At 37.0% G+C, this 21,146-nt stretch carries 19 protein-coding genes; 1 reads left to right on the forward strand and 18 read right to left on the reverse strand.

What is annotated here, in order from left to right; genetic code table 11:
• Window positions 1–86 precede the first annotated feature (86 nt).
• The 4 genes from H9655_RS18740 to H9655_RS18755 form a co-directional block, all read right to left on the reverse strand.
• On the reverse strand, window positions 87–500 hold the full coding sequence (locus H9655_RS18740) for a VanZ family protein (RefSeq protein ID WP_191816779.1): 414 nt from the start codon (window positions 498–500) through the stop codon (window positions 87–89).
• A gap of 4 nt (window positions 501–504) precedes the next feature.
• Entirely contained in the window at window positions 505–1,125 is a 621-nt protein-coding gene (locus tag H9655_RS18745) for a hypothetical protein (protein ID WP_191816780.1), read from the reverse strand.
• A 103-nt stretch (window positions 1,126–1,228) separates the two neighbouring features.
• Window positions 1,229–1,363, reverse strand: a complete 135-nt coding sequence (locus H9655_RS18750) for a paeninodin family lasso peptide (RefSeq protein WP_191816781.1) — start codon at window positions 1,361–1,363, stop codon at window positions 1,229–1,231.
• A 45-nt stretch (window positions 1,364–1,408) separates the two neighbouring features.
• A complete protein-coding gene (locus H9655_RS18755) occupies window positions 1,409–3,184 on the reverse strand; it encodes an ABC transporter ATP-binding protein (RefSeq protein ID WP_191816782.1) in 1,776 nt (591 codons plus the stop codon).
• Between the two features lie 235 nt (window positions 3,185–3,419).
• Here H9655_RS18755 and H9655_RS18760 point away from each other — a divergent pair, with 235 nt between their 5' ends.
• Window positions 3,420–6,812 carry a chitobiase/beta-hexosaminidase C-terminal domain-containing protein gene (locus tag H9655_RS18760; protein WP_191816783.1) on the forward strand — a complete coding sequence of 1,131 codons (3,393 nt, stop codon included), beginning with the start codon at window positions 3,420–3,422 and terminating at the stop codon, window positions 6,810–6,812.
• Window positions 6,813–6,861: 49 nt separating this feature from the next.
• Here H9655_RS18760 and H9655_RS18765 read toward each other — a convergent pair whose 3' ends face one another.
• Genes H9655_RS18765 through H9655_RS18830 form a run of 14 tightly spaced genes read right to left on the reverse strand, consistent with a single transcriptional unit; the run spans window position 6,862 to window position 21,144 of the window.
• Window positions 6,862–8,409, reverse strand: coding sequence for a lipopolysaccharide biosynthesis protein (locus tag H9655_RS18765; RefSeq protein ID WP_191816784.1), 1,548 nt, complete (start codon window positions 8,407–8,409; stop codon window positions 6,862–6,864).
• 35 nt (window positions 8,410–8,444) lie between these two features.
• Window positions 8,445–9,632, reverse strand: a complete 1,188-nt coding sequence (locus tag H9655_RS18770; protein ID WP_191816785.1) for a glycoside hydrolase family 88 protein — start codon at window positions 9,630–9,632, stop codon at window positions 8,445–8,447.
• A gap of 11 nt (window positions 9,633–9,643) precedes the next feature.
• A complete protein-coding gene (locus H9655_RS18775; protein ID WP_191816786.1) occupies window positions 9,644–10,831 on the reverse strand; it encodes a glycosyltransferase in 1,188 nt (395 codons plus the stop codon).
• A 12-nt stretch (window positions 10,832–10,843) separates the two neighbouring features.
• Complete coding sequence (locus H9655_RS18780) at window positions 10,844–12,022, reverse strand: glycosyltransferase (protein WP_191816787.1); 1,179 nt, start codon at window positions 12,020–12,022, stop codon at window positions 10,844–10,846.
• Window positions 12,022–13,182, reverse strand: a complete 1,161-nt coding sequence (locus H9655_RS18785; RefSeq protein WP_191816788.1) for a polysaccharide pyruvyl transferase family protein — start codon at window positions 13,180–13,182, stop codon at window positions 12,022–12,024. Before H9655_RS18785 ends, H9655_RS18780 begins: the two co-directional genes overlap by 1 nt.
• On the reverse strand, window positions 13,179–14,228 hold the full coding sequence (locus tag H9655_RS18790; protein WP_191816789.1) for a glycosyltransferase family 2 protein: 1,050 nt from the start codon (window positions 14,226–14,228) through the stop codon (window positions 13,179–13,181). Before H9655_RS18790 ends, H9655_RS18785 begins: the two co-directional genes overlap by 4 nt.
• Before the next feature lie 18 nt (window positions 14,229–14,246).
• A complete protein-coding gene (locus H9655_RS18795) occupies window positions 14,247–15,440 on the reverse strand; it encodes a glycosyltransferase (protein WP_191816790.1) in 1,194 nt (397 codons plus the stop codon).
• Entirely contained in the window at window positions 15,437–16,177 is a 741-nt protein-coding gene (locus H9655_RS18800; protein ID WP_191816791.1) for a glycosyltransferase family 32 protein, read from the reverse strand. Before H9655_RS18800 ends, H9655_RS18795 begins: the two co-directional genes overlap by 4 nt.
• On the reverse strand, window positions 16,174–16,524 hold the full coding sequence (locus H9655_RS18805) for a helix-turn-helix domain-containing protein (protein WP_191816792.1): 351 nt from the start codon (window positions 16,522–16,524) through the stop codon (window positions 16,174–16,176). Before H9655_RS18805 ends, H9655_RS18800 begins: the two co-directional genes overlap by 4 nt.
• Before the next feature lie 10 nt (window positions 16,525–16,534).
• Entirely contained in the window at window positions 16,535–17,716 is a 1,182-nt protein-coding gene (locus tag H9655_RS18810) for a DegT/DnrJ/EryC1/StrS family aminotransferase (RefSeq protein WP_318245519.1), read from the reverse strand.
• The gene (locus H9655_RS18815; RefSeq protein WP_191816794.1) at window positions 17,703–18,350 is read right to left on the reverse strand and encodes an acetyltransferase; all 648 of its coding nucleotides are present in this window, start codon (window positions 18,348–18,350) and stop codon (window positions 17,703–17,705) included. The genes H9655_RS18810 and H9655_RS18815 overlap by 14 nt, the downstream gene beginning before the upstream one ends.
• 5 nt (window positions 18,351–18,355) lie before the next feature.
• The gene (locus H9655_RS18820) at window positions 18,356–18,958 is read right to left on the reverse strand and encodes a sugar transferase (RefSeq protein ID WP_191816795.1); all 603 of its coding nucleotides are present in this window, start codon (window positions 18,956–18,958) and stop codon (window positions 18,356–18,358) included.
• A gap of 35 nt (window positions 18,959–18,993) precedes the next feature.
• Window positions 18,994–20,052, reverse strand: coding sequence for a UDP-glucose 4-epimerase GalE (galE, locus tag H9655_RS18825; RefSeq protein WP_191816796.1), 1,059 nt, complete (start codon window positions 20,050–20,052; stop codon window positions 18,994–18,996).
• Between the two features lie 21 nt (window positions 20,053–20,073).
• Complete coding sequence (locus H9655_RS18830) at window positions 20,074–21,144, reverse strand: EpsG family protein (protein ID WP_191816797.1); 1,071 nt, start codon at window positions 21,142–21,144, stop codon at window positions 20,074–20,076.
• Window positions 21,145–21,146 lie beyond the last annotated feature (2 nt).

Here is a 21,146-nt window from a genome sequence, read left to right on the forward strand (position 1 = left end):
TGTGTATTCGCCTGTAAATTAGACAATTGTAACAAAATAAACTGAATAAAAACGACTTAATCTAAGAGAAGAATTGGCACTACCATTCACCACTTATACCTTTTCTTAACAATATAGTAAACAATGAAAATACCGATAAAGTTCTTAAAAATATCAATAAAGGAGAAAGACCGATAAGGAACGTACAATTGATGAATTTCATCAATCAGGCTGTAAAGTAAGGACAAAATGAAACAAATAATCATTTTCTCTTTTGTAAACTCGCCATTAGGGTTCGTCTTAAACGTCTGGATAAGAAAAATAAATAAAATGCCAAACTCGATAAGATGCAATAATTCAAAAACAAAACCAAGCATTAATAGAATCGGAAAATCTAGGTTATAAGCATATACTTCAATTAATTGAGGGTTAAAATATTCAGATTGGAGCCAAATGAAAACCATATAACCAATCGTAATTAGCATCCAGCTCAACTGTTTTCCGTATCTCCAAAATATCAATGATTTACCCCCTATGAATACGCACAGCTTTATTTTTCAATCGGTTTAAGCCTGTTCTAAAGAAATATTTCCACAACAATAATTTTTTTCTACGCAAAACAAGAGATTGTAAGATTGTATCATCCTTCATTATTTGTTCTATCTGTATTACAACTGGAATAAGTGTTGCTTCTGATCTAACAGTTTGTTTATCGACCCGTATCACTCGTCGACCAACAGACATTTTTAAAAGTCGATATAACTTTTTTTCTAATATAGCTATATAATATTTCGGCTGATGAAGAAGGGCATGATCATATATGATTTCAAAAAAATGCAAGAAATACCCTTGTCTATGATAATCTTTGTGTAAACAAAGTTTATCTATCTCCCATACCCTCTCCTGATGTTGAAAAACAGATGGGATTTTAGAAAAGCGGAAGTACCGTTCTACTTGTGCTTCTTTATGATAAGGAATAAATTCAATCGTACCGATCACTATCGGGTCTTTTTTAGATAGCAAAAGTTGATACCTCTGGCCATCTTGTGCATAAGGGTCTTTATGCCAACCATTTTTATCACAAAAATATTCCCATGTTGCAGCAAAAGCCTCTTGTTCCTTCTGACTAGTTACTTTTTTAAACATATACTCACCACCTTAATAAAAAGCTCAGCACACTTGAAATAAACGCGTGCATCTCTTTTCTAGTAAAAAATCCTTATGTACAAAAGTACATAAGGACATTTCTTCAACTGTAGATATCTGTTTCCGGCTCTGGATCAGCAGGATCATGTGGGTGCTTTCCTCCCCCATGTCCTCCACCTTTCATTGTCATTTTTACATCTAATACTTCAAGCTTTACTTCTCCCCACGGCTTTTTCATACAATCACGAATCCTTTCTATTTTTTCTTTAGGAAAAGGAAATATTCACATTGCCTCCACCTGCCTCTGTAACAGTTGACTAAATAACTGGTTCTTATCTTTAGATAATTGAACAAATTCTCCGACTTGAACAACTTTACCTTCATCTAACACGATGACCTGATCAGCATCTCTAATAGTAGAGAGGCGATGAGCAATTACGATGATTGTCATTTTTCCTTTTAATTGTTCAATACTCTCCTGAATGTTCTTTTCATTTTCCGTATCTAAACTACTCGTTGCTTCATCAAGTATAAGAATTAATGGATCTTTCAAAATAACTCTTGCTAAAACAAGCCGCTGCTTCTCACCACCAGATAACTTTATTCCTCGATCGCCAATATAAGTTTCTAAAGATTCAGGTAATTTTTTTACAAAATCAGCTGCTGAAGCAAAGGTCAAGGCCTGCCATATTTCTTGATCTGTCGCATTCGGGCAAAGGAGTAGCAAGTTTTCTCTAATCGTACCGTTAAATAAGAATGGCTCTTGAGAGACATACCCAATGCTTTGTCTTAATAGGGCAAGCGAATGATTGCTAATCTTTTGTCCATCAATATACAATGTGCCTTCCTGTGGTTGGTTTAAGCCCATCAGTAAATCCACGAATGTACTTTTACCCGCCCCTGATTTGCCGACAATCGCTGTCATCTTTTTTGATGGGATCGTTACATTAATATCCTTTAAGGCATACTTCTCTTTGACGTAGCGAAAAGAAACCTGTTGATAGGTAATACTGTCCTCTAAGGTGAGTTTTTCCTCTGATAAGAGAAGTTCCTCCCGAGCTTGTTTACATTCACTCTGTAATAATTTTACCGCTTTAAAAGATGGGATAGCTGTTGCTATTTGTTCTAAAGAGGATTGAATACCTGCAACTCTCGGCCAAAGGCGAGAAAATATAACAATAATGAGTAATAGTGTGGCTGATTGTGCTTGAAATAATTGAATAGATAGATAGACAAAGGCCGCGATAAATACAGCTAATGAAATTTTATAATTTAACTGCGAACGTAATCTCGTATTCATATAATTCACTTGTTCTTCTTGCATTTGATGCGTCATTTCACCAGCCCAACGTAATTGTGCTGCTTCTAAATGGTTAGATTTAATTTCTTTGATTCCCCCTAATTGGTCTGTTATTCCTGCTAAGAATTTTTTACCTAATGTATAGTTTTGTTTACCGAAGGCTTGTGTCATCTTCAGATATTTCCTGTTCATATAAATGGCCACCAGGCCGAGCAAAAGAACAAAGCATGTAATATACGGGGAAAGAATAAACGCCATGCCAATTTGCACGAAAGCGAAAATCAGATTTGTACATAATTGTAAAATAGATCTCGTGCCACCACTTGTTTTAGCAATCTCGGTTAGCACTGTATGGATTAAATCAGAACTGCTTTTTTTCAGAAAAAAAGACCAATTACTCAACAATATGTCCTGATAGATACTCATGCGTAAATGTGTCAAAAATCCCATTTGGATGCGCGTATGCTTGATCATCACAGCTTTTTCAATGAGATGATGAACAGCTACAATAACGACAAAAATCAGTAAAATCAATGGCAGTACGACACTAGATGGTACATATTCGAATAAGGAATAAGCGGATAAAAAAGAGTTTTCTAAGCCGAAATCGACCATGCCCGTAAAATGGATTAATGGAATCAGTAAAAGGATAGCTAATCCATCTAAGAGACTGACAATTGTAACTGCTATTAAGCTAGCGAATAGTCTCCAGCCAGCATATTGGTAAACTTGTTTTAAAAAATAGACAATATCCTTCAAGAAACCACTCCTTAATCCAAAAAGAACATTTTCATTCTATATAACGAACTACTATCAATTTACCATGATTCACCACTAAACGTCAATAAAATTTAGGTTAAACGAACTATGTTTAATTACCTTCACAATGGTTGATGCTGACTTTCTAATCTACAGGATGATTAAACAGAAATATATAGTAAAAAAGCGACAGTACGCGCATAAGATAACCTATCTAGAGAAGGAGGCGAGAAAAATGATATTTATTATCAAAGATTATTTCGAAAATAATGCATCAACGAGTAAGCATTACGATACTGCGATGATACGTATAAAGTTAACCAATTTACATCCAACCACATCGTTGTCATTTATCATCCACAACATCACGGTTACTGTTAAGGCAAATGAAACATTCGAGGGTAACTTTGCTCCATTTAATACACTCTCTGTGCAATCATCTGTCCCTTTTAGATGTTTTGTAAGTTCGTGGTTAAATAAAGACGAACTCATACATGAGCCTGAATCACCACCAGGAAATGTAGAAAACTTAACCATTCATCATGTAACTGCTACTAGCGTTACGTTGCAATGGGACCCACCACTTTATCATGATGGAATTACCTCCTATAACATTTCTCAAAATGACCAATTTAGAGAGAATGTCGTCAATCCCTCTGTTACTTTAACTAACTTGTCGCCATCCACCTTTTACACTTTTACCGTACAAGCAAAAAATGAAGCAGGTCAAACCTCTACAGGGGTTAGTATTACCGTTACTACCTTAGAATTAGACGAAACACCACCTACTTTAACGGTGACACCTAGTGGAATTTTTTCACAAACACAAGAAATTACTATAACTGCAAGTGAACCAGCAACGATTTATTATACTTTAAATGGAGAGGAACCCACTTCGACAAGCACGGTTTATAGAGATCCATTTATTATTACTGAGACCACAACCGTACAGGCTTACGCAGTGGATAATTCTGGAAACAAGAGTGCAATTCAATCTGCGTTATATCAAAAAATTGGCATTCAAACGGAAGGTATTATTCTTCATTATGACTTTACCAATCGTTCTGGTGAAACGAATAATTCTATTCGTGATACGATTCATGGGGTCGTTGCCTCCTTAATAGGTCTATCTCACGATGGTGTGAGCGATGGTTATGTGACAGATCAAGGCTTATTAGTTAATCGCGAAGATTATGTAGAAATACCGACAAATGCCGACCCACTGAATCAACTCCTTACTTTTGAAAATGGATTAACCATTCAAATGGCCAGCTTCAACACAAATGGATCGCACTGGAAAACAGTAGATGGGACATTCACAGCTGCCCGCTCAGATGTATTTATTCCGTATTTGACTACAACAGGTCAGCAAAACACCAGAGCCATTAATTCATATTGGTTTAAAGATGAACAAGGACAAAAGAAAAGTTATCCAGATTGGCTAAATCCTTTTGATTCACATGCGATTAATCTCTTTACGCTCAGATTGAACACCGATCAAACTGCCAGTCTTTTTATCAATGATGCGATCAATGATAATGGTCCAAGACCTGTACCTAATGATTTTGCTAGCACCGTAAATGCACTCATTCAATCACCACTACAATTAAGAAAGGATTTTGTCGCGCATAATCAAGCATCTGAAACCATTGTTGCCTTCGCTATTTATAATCGGGCATTAACGGATGAAGAAGTAAGAATCAATTATGACTATTATCAGCAAACAGAACAATTAATTGGTATTTCTGCTTTGCCACAAACAATCACGTTAACAATTGGTGAAAGCCAAAGGTTATTTATTGAAGCCATTCCAAGTCAATTCACTTCAGACCTCACTCTTGATTTTCAAAGTAGCAATGAACAAATAGTAGAAGTAGATAACAGAGGCCGTATAAAGGCATTAGCTGCTGGGCAAACATCCGTAAATGTAATGGCAACCTACCAAGAACATAGCTTTACGGCAACTATTCCGATAGACGTGCAATTATCCCCCTCTCCCCCGCCATCTAATCGGACGATCACCGAGATTGTTATTAATAAGAAGAAGGAATCGATGGTTGTTGGTGAAGCGACTGTATTGATGGCAACTACTTTGTCAGAAGGATTACCTTTTGATGTGCTAAACGAGAATATTGTTTTCTGGGAAAGTGAGAATATCCAAATCGCCACAGTGCAATACGGAGTGGTCGAAGCACTTACGAGCGGTACAACGACCATAACTGCCTATGATAGCAGTAAAACAATCTCTGCAAGTTTCACTTTGACTGTCTCTGAAAAAGCAGAAGAGCCGATTGAAGAAGACGACATTTTGTACGTGAATGCAGAACAATATGACATTCATTTAGATGGAACAAACGCTCTCGCAACAACTAACGGGATTCAAACAGCATTTGATGATGCCTTACTAGGTCTATATAAAAAAGTCATTTTTCCATACGGCGATTATTTAGTTAATCCAACTGTGAGAACATTGTTTCCTCCGTCCAATATCATCATTGATTTCAGTAATAGTAAGATTCAAATTGAAGCAAGTGCAAAAACAACAACAGGTTACAGAATGTTCTACTTTACTAGTATTGAAAATACCAAACTCTTAAATACCCATATTTATGGTGAAAGAAATGATACAACTGTTGAAGACTCTACTGAAGGTTGCCTGAGTGTGCTCATTGATGATTGTAAAAATATTTCATTTGAATCTTGTACGTTTAATCAATCGCCAGGATTCAATTTCATCACTGGTACCATTCATAATCGTGAGCTTGGAGAAGTGAAAAGTGATACGGTTGTTAGCTGGTCACATTTTGAACCAGGAGATATAGATGATCAAGGTAACCCACGCACAGAAATAAAAAGCCATCGTTTTCGTTCATCTACTTATTTAAATGTTTCAGGACTAGGTAGTTATTATTTGTTCGGTTACACTCAAGGTTATCACGGGTTTCGTTATTTACGCTCGAGATTATATTCTATATACTTTTACGATGAAAATTATCAATTCATTTCTTCCCAAACTTATAATCTTCAATTTTATAATTATGATAAGCCACAAGCGGCAAAATGGGTGAAAATTGTCATTTATCAAGAAGAGCCCCCTGCAGATGGCGATACTGACTTTAACGGCGCAGTCGCTTTCCTTCGTACCATTGGTATGCCTAGACAATGCAAAATTAAGAACTGCCATTTTGAAGAAAATACCAGCACCGGGCTTGCGATGTGTGGTGGTCAAGAGTGGTTAATTGAAGGAAATACATTTGTTAATAATAAAGGGCGGACACCAGGCTGTGACATTGATTGGGAAGATGGCTGGGATGCGATGGCTTTGGATGTTGTTAGATATAACCACTTTACTTCACCACTAGGTATTATCTTAAGTGCTGGCAGCAGTTTAGCTCTTTACGAAAACGAATTTACTATGTCCACAATGAAAGCATGGGGAAGAACACAAAACTTTAGAATTTATAATAATATTTTTATGGGTAAAGGGGCAATCACCAATGACTTTAGTACGCAGGCAGACTCCATTCTCGCCAGAAATATATTTACCGATGGTGCCGGGTTTACGATTGGCAAACAACATGAGAATGGAGACTACCAAGTTCACACTTACCAGAATACTACTATTTAAAATCACGTACAGGACTAGTCAAGAATATTCACCTAAATTAATTGCTGTCTTAAGAAGAAAGCATTCTTTCTCTTCGCTTCGCTTGCAAGCGTCTTAGTAAAGTCAAAACCATTTTTAAAATATATTGGAATTCTTCCGTACGGTAAAATACGAGTATATATATTATATTAGGCAGCACTAAACTGACAAATAAGTAAATAAGAAAAGTAGCAAAACTGACAGGAGCAAACTGTATAAGAATGATTTTCGTTAATAAATAAGCTACCAATCCTATCAACATAAGAGATAAATAAGATGTAAAATATTGTCTTACTGGTAGCTTAAATAATTTTTTATATACCACATAAGGGGTAAACCAAAACGGAACGAAAAGCGCACTAAGGAAATGCCCTAAAAATATGCCTGAAATCCCTAAAAATTGTACAAGGACAAGTGCAAATAGTAAGCTGATTCCTGCTTGTACTAGCGGTGCATATTGATCTTCTCGAAATAAACCTGCTGTTGTTTTTATTGCCGATATGGAATTTCGCATGCCACGTTCATAGAACGTCAATAATAGAATGATGAGTAACGCTTCTTGATTAAACAAGAAATCGCTTCCGAGCCAGATGTTTATAAACGGCTCCAATGTAAATGCCAAAACAATTGTTAACGAAGAATACAGCCAAAAATTAACTAAACGATAACATTTATAAATCGCTATGATCTTCCCCATAGATTCATTAGCTACGAGATTGCCAACACTATGATACACATTGCTAAACACCTGGTTAATAAACGTACGAGCAATATCAATAATCATTTTATAATTCGAATAAATCCCAACAGCCACTAAGCTAACAAAAGAGGCAATCAGAAGATGCTCTGTTCCGAATAATAAATAGTTTCCTATGTTTTGGATGACAATTGCCTTCACATTAGTAGTGATTTGTCCCTTTGTTATTTCATCTAATTTACCCTCTACCTTCTCGCGCAAATACGGGTACATTCGATTGACCATCACCGCAAGGATAATGGAATTGGCAATTGTAATAACACTATCAATTATTAAATAAAGTAAATAATTTTGCGTATAAGATAAAATCGCTATTTTCATTACAGCCGTTACTATCGATGAAACCGTGTAAACAGCTGTAACAATATAACCACGCTGGGCGACATTCAGAAATGAATTTTTATGAATATAAAAATAGGGAGCAACTGTATTAAGCAAAAAGATAAAGTAAATGAGTTCTACATCTTCAACATTCGCCCCTTTGACAAAAAAATCAAGAAACGGAAAAAGCAATAAACCGAGTACGAAGACAATGGCTGCAATAACCATATACGCTTGGCGATAAAATTTCATAAGAATGCGGATTTTCATATAATCATTGTCCGCAACAGGTTTATATAAACTGTACATAATGCTAGCACCTAGACCTGCTTCAGCGAGTGTAAGCATCGCTAAAAGATTCGTAAACAAACCATTAATGCCTAAATATTCTACACCTAATGTTTGGATAAAAATCGTTCTTGATAAGAAGCTTAACATGGTGATAATCAATTGATTGGTTAAACCTGCTGTTATATTAATTAGAGAGTAGCGTGATCTCATTTTGTCCCCTTCTCACTTTTCTTTGTTCACACCCATTAGCTCACAGCCTGTCTATCTTTCTTTGCTTCCTGATACCTTCTTTTTTCTGCCAATAACCTTAGCGTCATCCCTTGCGTAAACGGAAGGATATCAAACAATTGGGAATAAACGCCAATATCCTTTGTGTCTCCTTGTGAGAAGTCAATCGCTCCCGTTCTCCTTGTTACCTTCATCAAATAGTGAATGGCTCTATCTCTACCTTGGCAACATTGTTCAGCAATCTCATCAATATAAGCAGCATGAGCTAAGAAATATCCTAATGTCGCCGTGGTCGAAGAATCCGCTCTCGCTTCCTTTCTAGTCATTAACCAATTCCAGGCACCAGAGTCTTGTTGGAAACGCAAGATGACCCTTGCCAATTGTGTTATCCTATTCTCTAATTCTTGTTTATAAGGATGATGATTCGGTAACTCCTGCCACGAATCAATCACACCCAGCGCTAACCATGCCATCCCTCGTCCCCATCCGTATAGTCCAGTGCCTACCTTTGAATTTATCTGATAAGCATGGGCCGGTAACGCTATCTGACTACTCATCCCATGAGTAAAGAAAGATTCTATTTGATGAATCGCAAGGTCGATGCATTCCGGCTTATTATTTTTCACACCGTAAGTAATCAAAAAAGGACAAATAAAACCAATCGTATCGACGTAACGATAGGCTGCCATCGACTTTCTATATATGACAGTTCCATCCTCCCCAATATGCGCTTGAATCACTTGCCACATTCTATCCATTGCTTGCTTATAACACTCATCATTTTGCCTATTATGTTTTAGCATTGCATAGGCAAAGATGGCACCGTCAATATGTTGTGGATATGTTTCCCAATCGCCAGAGGGAGTGATTTTTTTGTTGATAGAACGGTGGACCTCTACTGTAAACTGAGGTGATGGTAGTGCCAATAACAGAGCTGCCTCTTGCCAATATTGAATCTCGCCTCTTGTATATTGACCTTTGATGATATCTAAAGCTACCCATCGCTTTTGGTCGGTTAAAGGTACTTTCGGTGTTCGTTTTAACCAACGCGTGGCTTTAGTGAGGATATGTTTTTCCCAATCGTATTCATCTTCATATTTGCCAAAATGAATCCGCGAAAACCAAGTTTTAAATATAAGAAATAAATCCAAACCGATTGCTCCAACCAAAATCAGTGTGAAAAAGGCCAATACCCATATAATCATTAAAGATTCGCCTACCCTACTTTTATATATTGGTAAAAACGCATGATTTCGTCTTCTGTTCCAAGTTTCTCTTTCCTTAGTCCCTCAATTAATTGATGCTGTAGAGATTCATCTGCAAATAATTGGACAATCGAATCTGCAAGCGACTCGGCTGTCATATTTGCAATTAAACCGGTCTGTCCATGAATAATTTGATCGCCTGATGTGCTATAATTTGTGACGATCACTGGTTTGTACAATATTTTTGCTTCCTCAACAGCTATTGCCTTTCCTTCAAATCGCGAAGGCTGTATATATGCATCTGCCCAGCGAATATATGGATAAGGATTCTCCTTTACACCAATAAATTTCACTTGTTCTTCTAATTGATACTTTCTTGAAAGCTGGATTAAACTCTCTCTTTCGCTTCCTTCTCCCAAGATGAGCCAAAGAAAGGGCACCCCTTTTTTCTTCAGTAAGGCAGCTGTTTCTAAAGCTAAGTCAAAACCTTTTTGTCGATGTAATCGGCCGATAGATAAAAGCTTCAATCCTTGAAATGGTAAAGGCATCTCATTCATAGATAGCGTGTGAATAGTCGATTTAGATAAAATATTTTGGATGACTTTTATTTTCTGTTGATGTTCCGGAAATTCTTGACGTAATACTTCTGCACAGGACTCTGACACTGTCATAATACTGTCCAACTGCTGAAAGTATGGAAGGTCCAACGTTTTATCCATACCCATTTGTTTGTAATCATTATGGACAAACCCTATTTTCCGCTTCGCTCTTACCTTTTCTAGACAAAAATAAATAGGATTCTTTTCTAAGAATCCTATGGCAACATCGTATTCTTTTTTTACATTAGATAAGCATGTAGATATATATTTCCACACTTTTTGTTCACAAACAGCTCCATTTTTTTCTGTTCTAAAAATACGTGCTGCTTTTATACGCGAGATGGCGAGATCGAATCTTCGGGATGAAATAGCTTTTAACACATTATCGAGGAATCTGCCATCAAAGTAACGAAATTCCTCTAGTTCATTTAATATGGCTACTTCATTTGGCACGATATTCAAAAATTCGCCTTCCTTTTTAAATAATAGCAAGTCCACCGCATATTTTTTATAGTCAATGGCGTGTAATAATGAGATAAGCGCTTTTTCTGCACCGCCACATTGGAGGTTATTCATTACAAAGAGTAGTTTTGTTTTCATTCTTATACTCCCTTAAACGATTTGATAAAACTTATCTATTTCAGATTCTGTTCCATAAGATTGTTGACTTAAATTGACGGTTAACTGTTCTCGTAATGCATCATCTTTCATTAATAAGCTAATCCCCTTCTCGATTCCATCCACGTTTAAATCTACGATAAGTCCCGTTTCCCTATCATTAATTTGATCTTTTGCTGTCGTGTAGTTTGTTACGACAATCGGTTTGTGCAGTATTTTTGCTTCGTCTATAGCAATTGCCTTCCCTTCAAACCTAGACGGCTGGACATAAATATCAGCTGCATCGAGCCAAGGATAGGGATTCGCTTGTTGTCCAAGCAAGATAAAGTGTTCCTCAAGTTGATGATTTTTAATCAATCTTTCCAATTTCATTCTTTCTTGTCCTTCGCCAATAATGTACCATTTCAGTTTCATTCCTTTACGTACTAAACGACTACAAGCTTCAATAGCCATATCTAAACCTTTTTGCGGATGCAAACGGCCAATGGTTAGTAATGTAAACATTTGTGTTTGTAACGGTAAGGACTGACGTGACATTTCATAAATAATCGTTGGCGACACAATATTATGAATCACCTTTACTTTATTTTCCAATGAAGGGAAGCGATCGATAAACACCCGCGCACATTCATGAGAGACTGTGACGATAGTAGACATTTCCTTAAAATAAGCATGGTCGTATGTTGCATCCATGCCCATTTCATTGTAATCAATATGTACCCAACCAATTTTCTGTTTCGCATTTACATTCTCCACACAAAAATATGTTGAAGATTTCTCTAAAAATCCAATCGCTGCATCGTACGTTTTGGCTAGTTGTGGACATGCTTGTTTTAAATATTTCCAGGCATACTGTTCTTTTTGAGCTGTATTTCCCATTCTTCTATTCGCTAAAAAATATAATAGACGGTTGTAAACGAGCTTCCACCTTCGCCTCTTGGCTAGAGCCCATATTGCTGAATGCACTGGTAAAGAGAAATGTTGAAAATCTATGGAGTGATGGAGCACAGACACTTGAGGTGGTAGAAACGGTAGAAACACACCCTTTTGGGCAAAAAGAAAGACATCCACCTCATACTGATCATAATCGATTTGCGTGAGAAGATTGATCAGGCTTTTTTCGCCGCCACCTGCTGCTAAACTAGGGATAATAAATAATAGACGCTTTTTCATTATATTAACAATTCCTTTAATGAATGTACGGCTTCATAAGACCGTTTTTGAACAATTGGGATGACCTTTTGCAATTGCTCTTTAAGCTGTGCCTCTTGATCTACCATTTCAACAAAAGTTTGAATGAGTTTACTACTATTTGACACTTCTTCAATAGAAACAACAAACTTTTCACTATTGAATAAATCATAGGCAATACCTTTTGACTTCACACTATAACCTAATACGATGGTAGGGACAAAACTGGAATAGGCCGCAATCGTCGCATGTGTTCTTGCACCGATGAAGAACCGCATTTTTGCGATATACCCTTTATACTGTAGTGCGTTTAAATGAGGTGGTAGCAATATAACTCTTCCTGAACTTTTATATTTTTGATCGTATTCTTGTAATAAATCATAATCATTATTCCCCTTTTGTATCACATGTGGTGTGAGCGCGATGACCGATTCGGTATTTGCTAAAATATAATCAATTAAATCGGATACAGCTTGTTTACTACCTTGATTCTTGCCAACTAAAAGTGGACTAATATTTAATCCAATCGTATCATCATCTTTCCAACCCAAAGGCAGGGATACCTCTTCTTTCTCTAGGGTAAATGCAGGATCACCACAAAGTGCCACCTGTTTAATGCCTTTCTTTTTTAGCATTTGGTAAGTATATGTCTCTCTAGCCAAAATTAAGTCAAATGTATTGAGATCTGCCAGCTTTCTTGCAGACATATCTTCCTCTCCGATTGAACATCCCCATAATACTAATTTTTTCCCTTTCTTTTTGACCATTTTATTCACTTCATACCAACCGGGCTGTTCACCATAACAGTAATTATCTCCACCAATTGAAAGACAAATGTCAGCCACATCAATTTGAGCAATCGTTTTTTGTTGTGTTTTTTGCCAGGCGTATGTTTCGTCTTGAAAAAGCTTATTGCGAATGGCTGACTTCCACCAATCTGTTGAATATTTTCTTATAACTGTTTCTGAACCATCAAAGATTCCATCTAGTTCTTGTATTTGTTGATCTGTTTCAGGATGATAAGATGAAAGGAACACAGTCACACCTTCCACATTTTCTTTGAGCATAGTTGAAGTTGATCGTACAATCGCCTCACAGCCGCGGTTCTCACTTCCTCCATGAGCAAACATTAGTATTTTCATGAATGAACCTCCCCTTTTTTTCTATTTCGCCATCTACTATATGCTGTTGCACTATATAAACCGATAAGCGATTGATGCTTGATACACTTCATTATGTAGCGGTCGTATCTGCCAAGCATTCTTACCTTATCTAACGGATAGAGTCGTAAAGCCTCTTGAACAACTGGATGATGAATCATTGTTTGCACATATTGCTTTCTTTCTTTTTTACTTAATCCATTTGTAGGCAAAATATAAATGTGAATATAAGCTAACACTTGATGAAGTAGCTTCATCGCTTTTAATGTCCTGATTTGATGGCTGCTCATTTGAATCTGATCTGGTATATTACGCTGATAAGAGCGTAACGCATGAAGAAAGTAATTTTTCTCTTGGAGATTTCTTGTCGCACTACCTGTTACTTCACGATAAAAATAACCAGGAAAATCGCTATAAATCGCTGACTTCGCGCATAAAAAAAAGGACCAATTAAATTGTCCATCTTCGCCAAGCACTTCGTTTTTCGGAAATTTCAGCCGATGCTTATTCAATGTTTCTCTTCTATATATTTTGTTACATACACTATTAAAATCTTCCTTTTGTAACATGTATGGAATGATAAACTCTTGAATGTCCTTTGTATGTAGTTTCGCCTGCATTGGAAAGGGATAGCGAATCACTCTTTGAATACCATTGATTTCTTCTACTAAGTGAAAAATAACGACCTCACTATCGAATTGATTAGCAAGCTGATAAACGTGCTGATACGTATTATCTTTTATCGTATCATCAGCATCCATAAATCCAATATATTCTCCTTTAGCCATTTCAATCCCCTTATTCCTTGCATAGCTGACCCCGTGGTTTTCTTGGTTCAAAAGTTTAATGCGATGATCTTTTTCTTGATAAGCTTCAATGAGTTGTTGGCTGTGGTCAATCGAACCATCATTGACAAAGATAAATTCACATTGTTGTAAACTTTGCCTAAGTAACGACTGAATACATTCTTCCAAATAATCGGCTGCGTTATAAACGGGGATGACGACACTTACTTTAGGTTGTTCCAATGGCCCTATCCCCCTTATTTATTCACAGATAGCCTGTAACTTCTCAAGCTCTGCTTCATTACTATAATTCGTTCGGTGACAATTCTTGCTTAACCTTTCTCTTTCTTCCGGATGTTCATATAGCTGAATAATGCTTGAAGCTAATTCCTCTGGGGTGTTGCCAGCGATATAACCGTCCACTCCAACACGAATTTGACTTTTCGCTGTAGGGTAATTCATAAGCAGTACTGGCTTTGCTAATATTTGCGCTTCGCTAACTGTAACGGCCTTCCCTTCATAACGAGAGGGTTGAACATAAAGATCACACGCCTTCATAAATGGATAAGGATTGACCTTTTTACCAAGTAATATAAACTGACCTTCTAATTCACAAGCTGAAATGAGTTGTGTCAGTTCGTTTTCATCTCCACCGAAACCAATTACATACCAAACAATGTTGTGATAACCTTTTTCCTTTACTATTTTCATTGCTTGTATGGCAATATCTATCCCTTTTGCTTTTGATAATCTAGCCACTGTAACAATGGTAAAACGCTGATCTAATAGAATAGGATTTTCGACTACTTCCTCAGACAATTCTTTTATAAAGTTCGGTGATATCAGATTTTCCATCACCATCACCTTTTTGGCTAACTGTGGATAAACGGTAAGAAAAGCGTCTCTACAAGCATCAGAAACAGCGATAATATGATCAAATAACCGCCAAACTTTCTCATCCTCATTCGTATCAATATGGAGAGAGGAAAAGTCAGTATGAATCCATGCAATCTTCTTCTTAGCCTTTACTTTATTGGCTACAAAATGGTGAGGCCATAAATAACTAATAGCCACATCGTAAGTTTTATCCATTGTAGGAAGAAAGGGAGATGAATACTTCCCGATTTGTTGCATCTGATAGTAACCCCACTCTTCATCACGCGCGTGCAGACTTTTCCATTGTGTTTGCCATTTGGCTAGTAGTCTTACAGCTCCCAATAGGAGATGTTTCTTTTGAATTGTTTCAATAATGGACTGACGAAAAGTAGCCATACTTGAAAACTCTGGCAATAAATGCACTTGTTTAGGAAGCAAATGAAAAAAATCGCCTTGATGACGATATAATAATAGATCCACCTCATACTTTTCGTAGTTAAGTTGTTTCAGTAATTGTAATAAACTTCTCTCTACTCCCCCAATTTCCATATCGTATGTAGCAATGAATATCCCGCTCATTTCCTCACTCCCGAAAACTTCTTACGTAAATCAGCTAATTTTTCTCCGCCAATCCATTTGACTATATTTCTTTTCACAAATCGTTTAACCAACACATGAGAAGGCAACCAACTTTGATAAAAATGATGCCTCGTTACCGTGTCGTCTGATTGCAGGTCCCGGCAATTAATATAATCATAAGGAGAGAAAATAGCTTGCTCAAATATTACCCCTAAACCGTCTATCACTTGTTTTTGCCCGTTACATATCACGCCTATCTTCTTCATTTCTTCTGTTATGGCGGCAACATTTGTCCATTCGTTAAAAGTCCCGTCATCATTAATAAAATGATTAGATTGGTAGGAGTCTAGAAAGTACTGGATAAGCGGATGCCCTTTGCTTGCACCAATCGTACTTGTCGCAATGTAATTGCCTTCTTCAAACCCCCAAAAGGATGGATAATGAAGGAAAGGATCAAAAGATTGATAAACCTCGACATCTGTATCAAGATAAATTCCACCTTCTGTATACAAGGCATACATTCTGAAATAATCACTCACAAAAGCATATTTTTTCGCTCGATACGCTTCATATACATAAGCATTACATGTTAAATCGACATTGCTTTCATCCCATTGCTTTAGCTCATAATGAGAGAGATGTTCTTCCCAGGACCTTATACACCGTTTCATTAACTCTGGCTTTTCCCCGCCACCAAACCAACAATAATGAATAATTCTTGGTATCTTCTCCGTCATTCCAGCACTCTCTTCCTTTTCTTAAAACTGAGTTGTTTATTCTTTACATCATAGATTCTTTGTCTCACCATCTCCATCTGATCTTTTTCAATGCCTAACTCCCGCATTTCCTTAATAAGTATTTGCCATTGTCTATTTTGCTCTGTGATATAGACGTCTCTGATGATTTCTTCTATTTCTACACCGAGTACAAAAATAATTTTTTCAATGACTTGAATAGAAGGGTTTTGATGGACCTCCCTTTCAATATTACTAAGATATGACTTCGCTACGCCCGCTCGTTCGGCTAGTTCAGTTAATGTTAATCCTTTTTGTTTACGTAGTTTTGCAATATTTTTTCCTATCATTATCTGCCTCCTATCCTAATAAATAAGGATGCAGATGAAGATTTGAGATAATGGTGTTTCGAATACAATGAATCACTCTGTTTTGTTGCTCAATTGTTAAGTTAGATCCTGAAGGTAAACAAATTCCTTTTTCAAATATCATTTCAGAAATAGATCCGCACTCCACATCATGGGGATAGAAACTATAATCCTGAAATAACGGCTGTAGATGCAATGGTTTCCATACTGGACGTGCCTCTATATTCTCATTCCTAAGTGCGAAAATTAGCTCCTCGACTGTTACGCCGATTGTCTCACTATCAATCAATATAGTAGTTAGCCATCTATTAGAATAGGTTCCCGGGAGCTCAGGGATAAATGAAATGCCTGCCAATCCTTGAAGCCCTTTTTCATAACGCTCGTAAATTTTTCTACGTGCATCTATTCTGTTATCCAGATATGTCAATTGGGCTCTCCCAATACCGGCAGCGATATTACTCATACGATAATTAAAACCGATTTGACTATGCTGGTAATGTAGAGCTTGATCCTTTGCCTGTGTGGCTAAAAAAGAGGCATATTCCACACCTTCTTTATGGTTGGAAACGAGCATCCCCCCTCCAGAAGTAGTAATGATTTTATTACCATTAAAGGAGTAAATACCATAACTGCCGATTGTGCCGGTTGGCTTCTCTTTGTATGTAGAGCCGAGCGATTCGGCAGCATCTTCAATTAAAGGCACACCATAACGTTGACAAATTTTTATCAATTCATCCATTTTGGCAGGTTGCCCATATAAATGAACGACAATCACCGCTTTTGGTAAATGTCCATTTGCATCCGCTTCCTTTAGCGCCCTTTCTAACGCATCAGGAGACATATTCCAAGTTTCGGGTTCTGAATCAATGAATACCGGTTTAGCTCCAATATAAAGAATAGGATTAGCCGTAGCTACAAATGTAAACGTTGAACAAAAGACAGTGTCTAGAGAGCCTATACCAAGTGCTAATAATGATAGGTGGATGGCAGCAGTACCAGAGTTAACCGCTAAGCAAGAACGGACATTGACAAGTGTTGACATTTCTTGTTCGAACAAATCGATATGAGGACCAACGGGTGCCACCCAATTATCCGTAAACGCCGATTGTACGTAATGAATTTCTTCACCAGTCAAATGGGGCGGCGATAAATAAATACGCTCAGCCAAGGTCATCACTCCATTTCAATATTTTCTTTGTTTGTGCTGGTAATCCAACTGCCATCACTCGCTCTGGTATTGAATGAATCACTGTCGAGCCTGCCCCTATGACTGACCACTTTCCTAATGTTACTTTTGGAATGACAACAGAAGCAGAACCGAGATGCACCCCCTCTTCAACTTTTACCGATCCAGTTAGAGTAGAGCGCGGGGAGATATGCACATAATCACCGATTTCATTATCATGTTCAATCACTGCTCCCGTATTAATAATTGTATGATGACCAATTACCGCATCCGCGTTGATCACCGTCTGTGGCATGATGACGGTTCCTTTACCGATCATAGCGCTCGGACTAATACAAGCAGAAGGATGGATACAAGTGGTATAGTATTCTATTGGTAAAGCTAGCCTTTCGAACATTTGCTTACGTATTTTATTATTGCCTATCGAAATAACCAACTTAATATGAGGATTAATTTTTAGGACATCATGCACATAATCAATCGGTGCTAAAAACACATCCCCTTTCATTTTTAATGAGGAATGTTTATCATCAAAAATACCTACCACTTTATTTTTTTGCATTGTAATAATGTCAAAAATCACTTTGCTATGCCCGCCATAACCAATTAATGCAATATCCATTTATGTCACTCTTTCATTTTTATTTGGTTTCCCTTAAACACTTCAGTTGTGGCAGTACCTGGCTGATTAATTCCTTCTGAACGAATTACCTTACTCACCGTAAGAAAAATAATTTTTAAGTCGAGTAAGAAATGTTGATGATCGACATACCATACATCCATTCTCAATTTTTCTTCCCAACTAATCGCATTCCTGCCATTTACTTGTGCCCAACCTGTAATTCCAGGTTTGACACAATGCCTTCTTGCTTGTTCTGGTGAATATAATGGTAAATACGCTATTAGTAACGGACGAGGTCCAACTAAACTCATTTCACCTTTTAAGACATTTAGTAGTTGTGGTAATTCATCCAAACTATATTTCCTTAACTTGCTGCCGAATTTGGTCAACCTTTCTTCATCTGGAAGCAGATGGCCCTGCTCATTCTTTTCCGCAGTCATTGTACAAAATTTATATAAGCGAAAGGGGGATCCATTAAGCCCAGGTCTCTCTTGTATGAAAAAAACGGGTGATCCGTTGATAGCTAAAACGGTACTTATGATTGCCATTACAGGTGCAAATAAAATAAGCAGTATACATGCACTGATAAAATCAAATATTCTTTTCATTTCCTTCCTCTTCTTATACGTCATCAGATATCTTCTTAAGAAAAAGAAAAACCCCCACTTTGCATGAAGTGCGGATTTTTCTTCTCACTATAACCAGTCGGGTTTTTTTTCTGCCAACGCCAGGCGTCTATACACATTTCCTCTAATCCCCTTTGAGCCTTCCAACCTAATTCCTTTTCTGCAGCTGTTGGATCAGCATAACTAATAGGGATATCACCCAAACGGGCATCCGTAATGATATACGGGATATTCACATGATTGACTCTCTCAAAAGTTTGGACAATTTCTAATACACTATAACCTTTCCCTGTACCTAAATTATAAGAATTAAAACCAGTCGCCTTTTTTAAATGTTCTAGTGCACAAATATGCCCCTCAGCTAAATCCATTACATGAATATAATCTCTTACCCCTGTACCATCTTTGGTAGAAAAGCCATCGCCGAATATTTGTAATACCGCCCGTTTTCCAATAGCTACTTGGGTAATATAAGGCATGAGATTATTCGGTATACCTCGTGGATCTTCACCTAAATTACCACTTGGGTGGGCACCGATTGGATTAAAATAACGTAAACATGTAATTGCCCAGTCATTTTCAGATGCATAAATATCTCTCAACATTTCTTCGATGATCAGCTTAGTTCTGCCATAAGGATTAGTTGCCGATAGATGAGCATTCTCCGCAATCGGTACCTGCTTCGGTTTGCCATAAACAGTCGCTGAAGAGCTAAACACCAGTTTTTTTACGTTAAATTGTTTCATTACTTGTAATAAGTAAATCGTGGAAATGAGATTATTATCATAATAGGAAAGTGGATTAACAACTGAATCACCCACTGCTTTAAACCCGGCAAAATGAATCACTGCCTCGATTTCATTATCGGCAAAGACAGAATGAACAGCGTCTTTTTCCTTTAAATCAATCGAATAGTACTTCACCTTTTTATTCGTCATTTGCTCTATTCGCTGCACCACTTCTTGATTACTGTTGGAAAAGTCATCAATAACAATGACATCCATCCCACGGTTCAATAAAGAGATACATGTGTGACTGCCAATATACCCTGCGCCACCGGTGACGAGAACACTCATTTTTTTCTCCCCTCTTTCTCGTTAACCTAACCAATCACTTTGGTACTGAATATTTAAACTAATGACTGTTTCATAAAAATAATAGAAAAAATATAGCACAAGGATACAATAATAAATAAAGCGTTGATCCTTTGGTTGAAATAATTTGACAATCCAAGCGACAAGAATCAATTGATAAAGACTAAAATAGATGGAAAATCGCGCAAAGATCCAATTTTGTGTAGAAATAATCATAAATACTAAACCAACTAGTGCCATATTCACAATAAAATCACTTTGCGGGAAAATCTGTCTTAACTTCTCTCGCCCAAGATAAGCAATGAATAAAGGGGTTGCTTCCACGGCCACGCGTAAAATATTTGCTCCGCCTTCTTGGAATTCTGCGTATTGCCCATATTGTGTATTTTCTATTGCTGAAAAAAGTAGTGTCGAAAACTCATTAAAGCCGACAACAATAAGGACAGCAATCAGCAGTAATATCAACGTCGCTTTTGACCAAGCCTTATAACGTACAAAAAAGTAAATAGGTAGTAAAATAAGGGCACTTTGATGAAATGAAGAAGCAAGGATAACAAATAAAAAATAAACTGGCCAATTGCCATTTATAAGGAACTTTGTGGCAGTAAATACTAGCGCCGCTGCTAAGCATTGGCGTATCCCATTCATCGTTACTAAAAATAAACCACCAGTGATGTAAATATAAATACTCAACTCAAATAATCTTGCATAGTGAGCAAGAACAAAGACAATTAAACTGTTGGTTAATAACGCGACAACAAAAATTAATAATTGCGGGTCATCTGAATAATACTTCAGTACCATTTGTAATAACCCAAAGCCAATATCCTTTCCCTCTACTATTGTTGTCCAACTAAAATCATTGACTTCATATGCATGCATATAAAAAAAAGTATCACCAATATTTGTTCGTGCCCCTGAGACAACAATAAGTATTAAGGCAACTAAAGTAATCAATAACCTATTAGGATAAACGGATTGACTTCCATTCCCTACAAGTACAGGTCTAGCAAAGTATCTAGCAAATAAAGCGACACTAAAACTAGCGAATAAACACAGCCAAAAAACAGTCATGA

It is taken from the genome of Cytobacillus stercorigallinarum (assembly GCF_014836495.1).
Taxonomy (GTDB): domain Bacteria; phylum Bacillota; class Bacilli; order Bacillales; family Cytobacillaceae; genus Cytobacillus; species Cytobacillus stercorigallinarum.

Coding starts and splice junctions, on each gene's coding strand:
- H9655_RS18745 (WP_191816780.1), bottom strand. CDS start 1,125: ATGTTTAAAAAAGTAACTAGTCAGAAGGAACAAGAGGCTTTTGCTGCA.
- H9655_RS18750 (WP_191816781.1), bottom strand. CDS start 1,363: ATGAAAAAGCCGTGGGGAGAAGTAAAGCTTGAAGTATTAGATGTAAAA.
- H9655_RS18760 (WP_191816783.1), top strand. CDS start 3,420: ATGATATTTATTATCAAAGATTATTTCGAAAATAATGCATCAACGAGT.
- H9655_RS18765 (WP_191816784.1), bottom strand. CDS start 8,409: ATGAGATCACGCTACTCTCTAATTAATATAACAGCAGGTTTAACCAAT.
- H9655_RS18770 (WP_191816785.1), bottom strand. CDS start 9,632: ATGATTATATGGGTATTGGCCTTTTTCACACTGATTTTGGTTGGAGCA.
- H9655_RS18775 (WP_191816786.1), bottom strand. CDS start 10,831: ATGAAAACAAAACTACTCTTTGTAATGAATAACCTCCAATGTGGCGGT.
- H9655_RS18780 (WP_191816787.1), bottom strand. CDS start 12,022: ATGAAAAAGCGTCTATTATTTATTATCCCTAGTTTAGCAGCAGGTGGC.
- H9655_RS18785 (WP_191816788.1), bottom strand. CDS start 13,182: ATGAAAATACTAATGTTTGCTCATGGAGGAAGTGAGAACCGCGGCTGT.
- H9655_RS18795 (WP_191816790.1), bottom strand. CDS start 15,440: ATGAGCGGGATATTCATTGCTACATACGATATGGAAATTGGGGGAGTA.
- H9655_RS18800 (WP_191816791.1), bottom strand. CDS start 16,177: ATGACGGAGAAGATACCAAGAATTATTCATTATTGTTGGTTTGGTGGC.
- H9655_RS18805 (WP_191816792.1), bottom strand. CDS start 16,524: ATGATAGGAAAAAATATTGCAAAACTACGTAAACAAAAAGGATTAACA.
- H9655_RS18810 (WP_318245519.1), bottom strand. CDS start 17,716: ATGACCTTGGCTGAGCGTATTTATTTATCGCCGCCCCATTTGACTGGT.
- H9655_RS18815 (WP_191816794.1), bottom strand. CDS start 18,350: ATGGATATTGCATTAATTGGTTATGGCGGGCATAGCAAAGTGATTTTT.
- H9655_RS18820 (WP_191816795.1), bottom strand. CDS start 18,958: ATGAAAAGAATATTTGATTTTATCAGTGCATGTATACTGCTTATTTTA.
- galE (WP_191816796.1), bottom strand. CDS start 20,052: ATGAGTGTTCTCGTCACCGGTGGCGCAGGGTATATTGGCAGTCACACA.
- H9655_RS18830 (WP_191816797.1), bottom strand. CDS start 21,144: ATGACTGTTTTTTGGCTGTGTTTATTCGCTAGTTTTAGTGTCGCTTTA.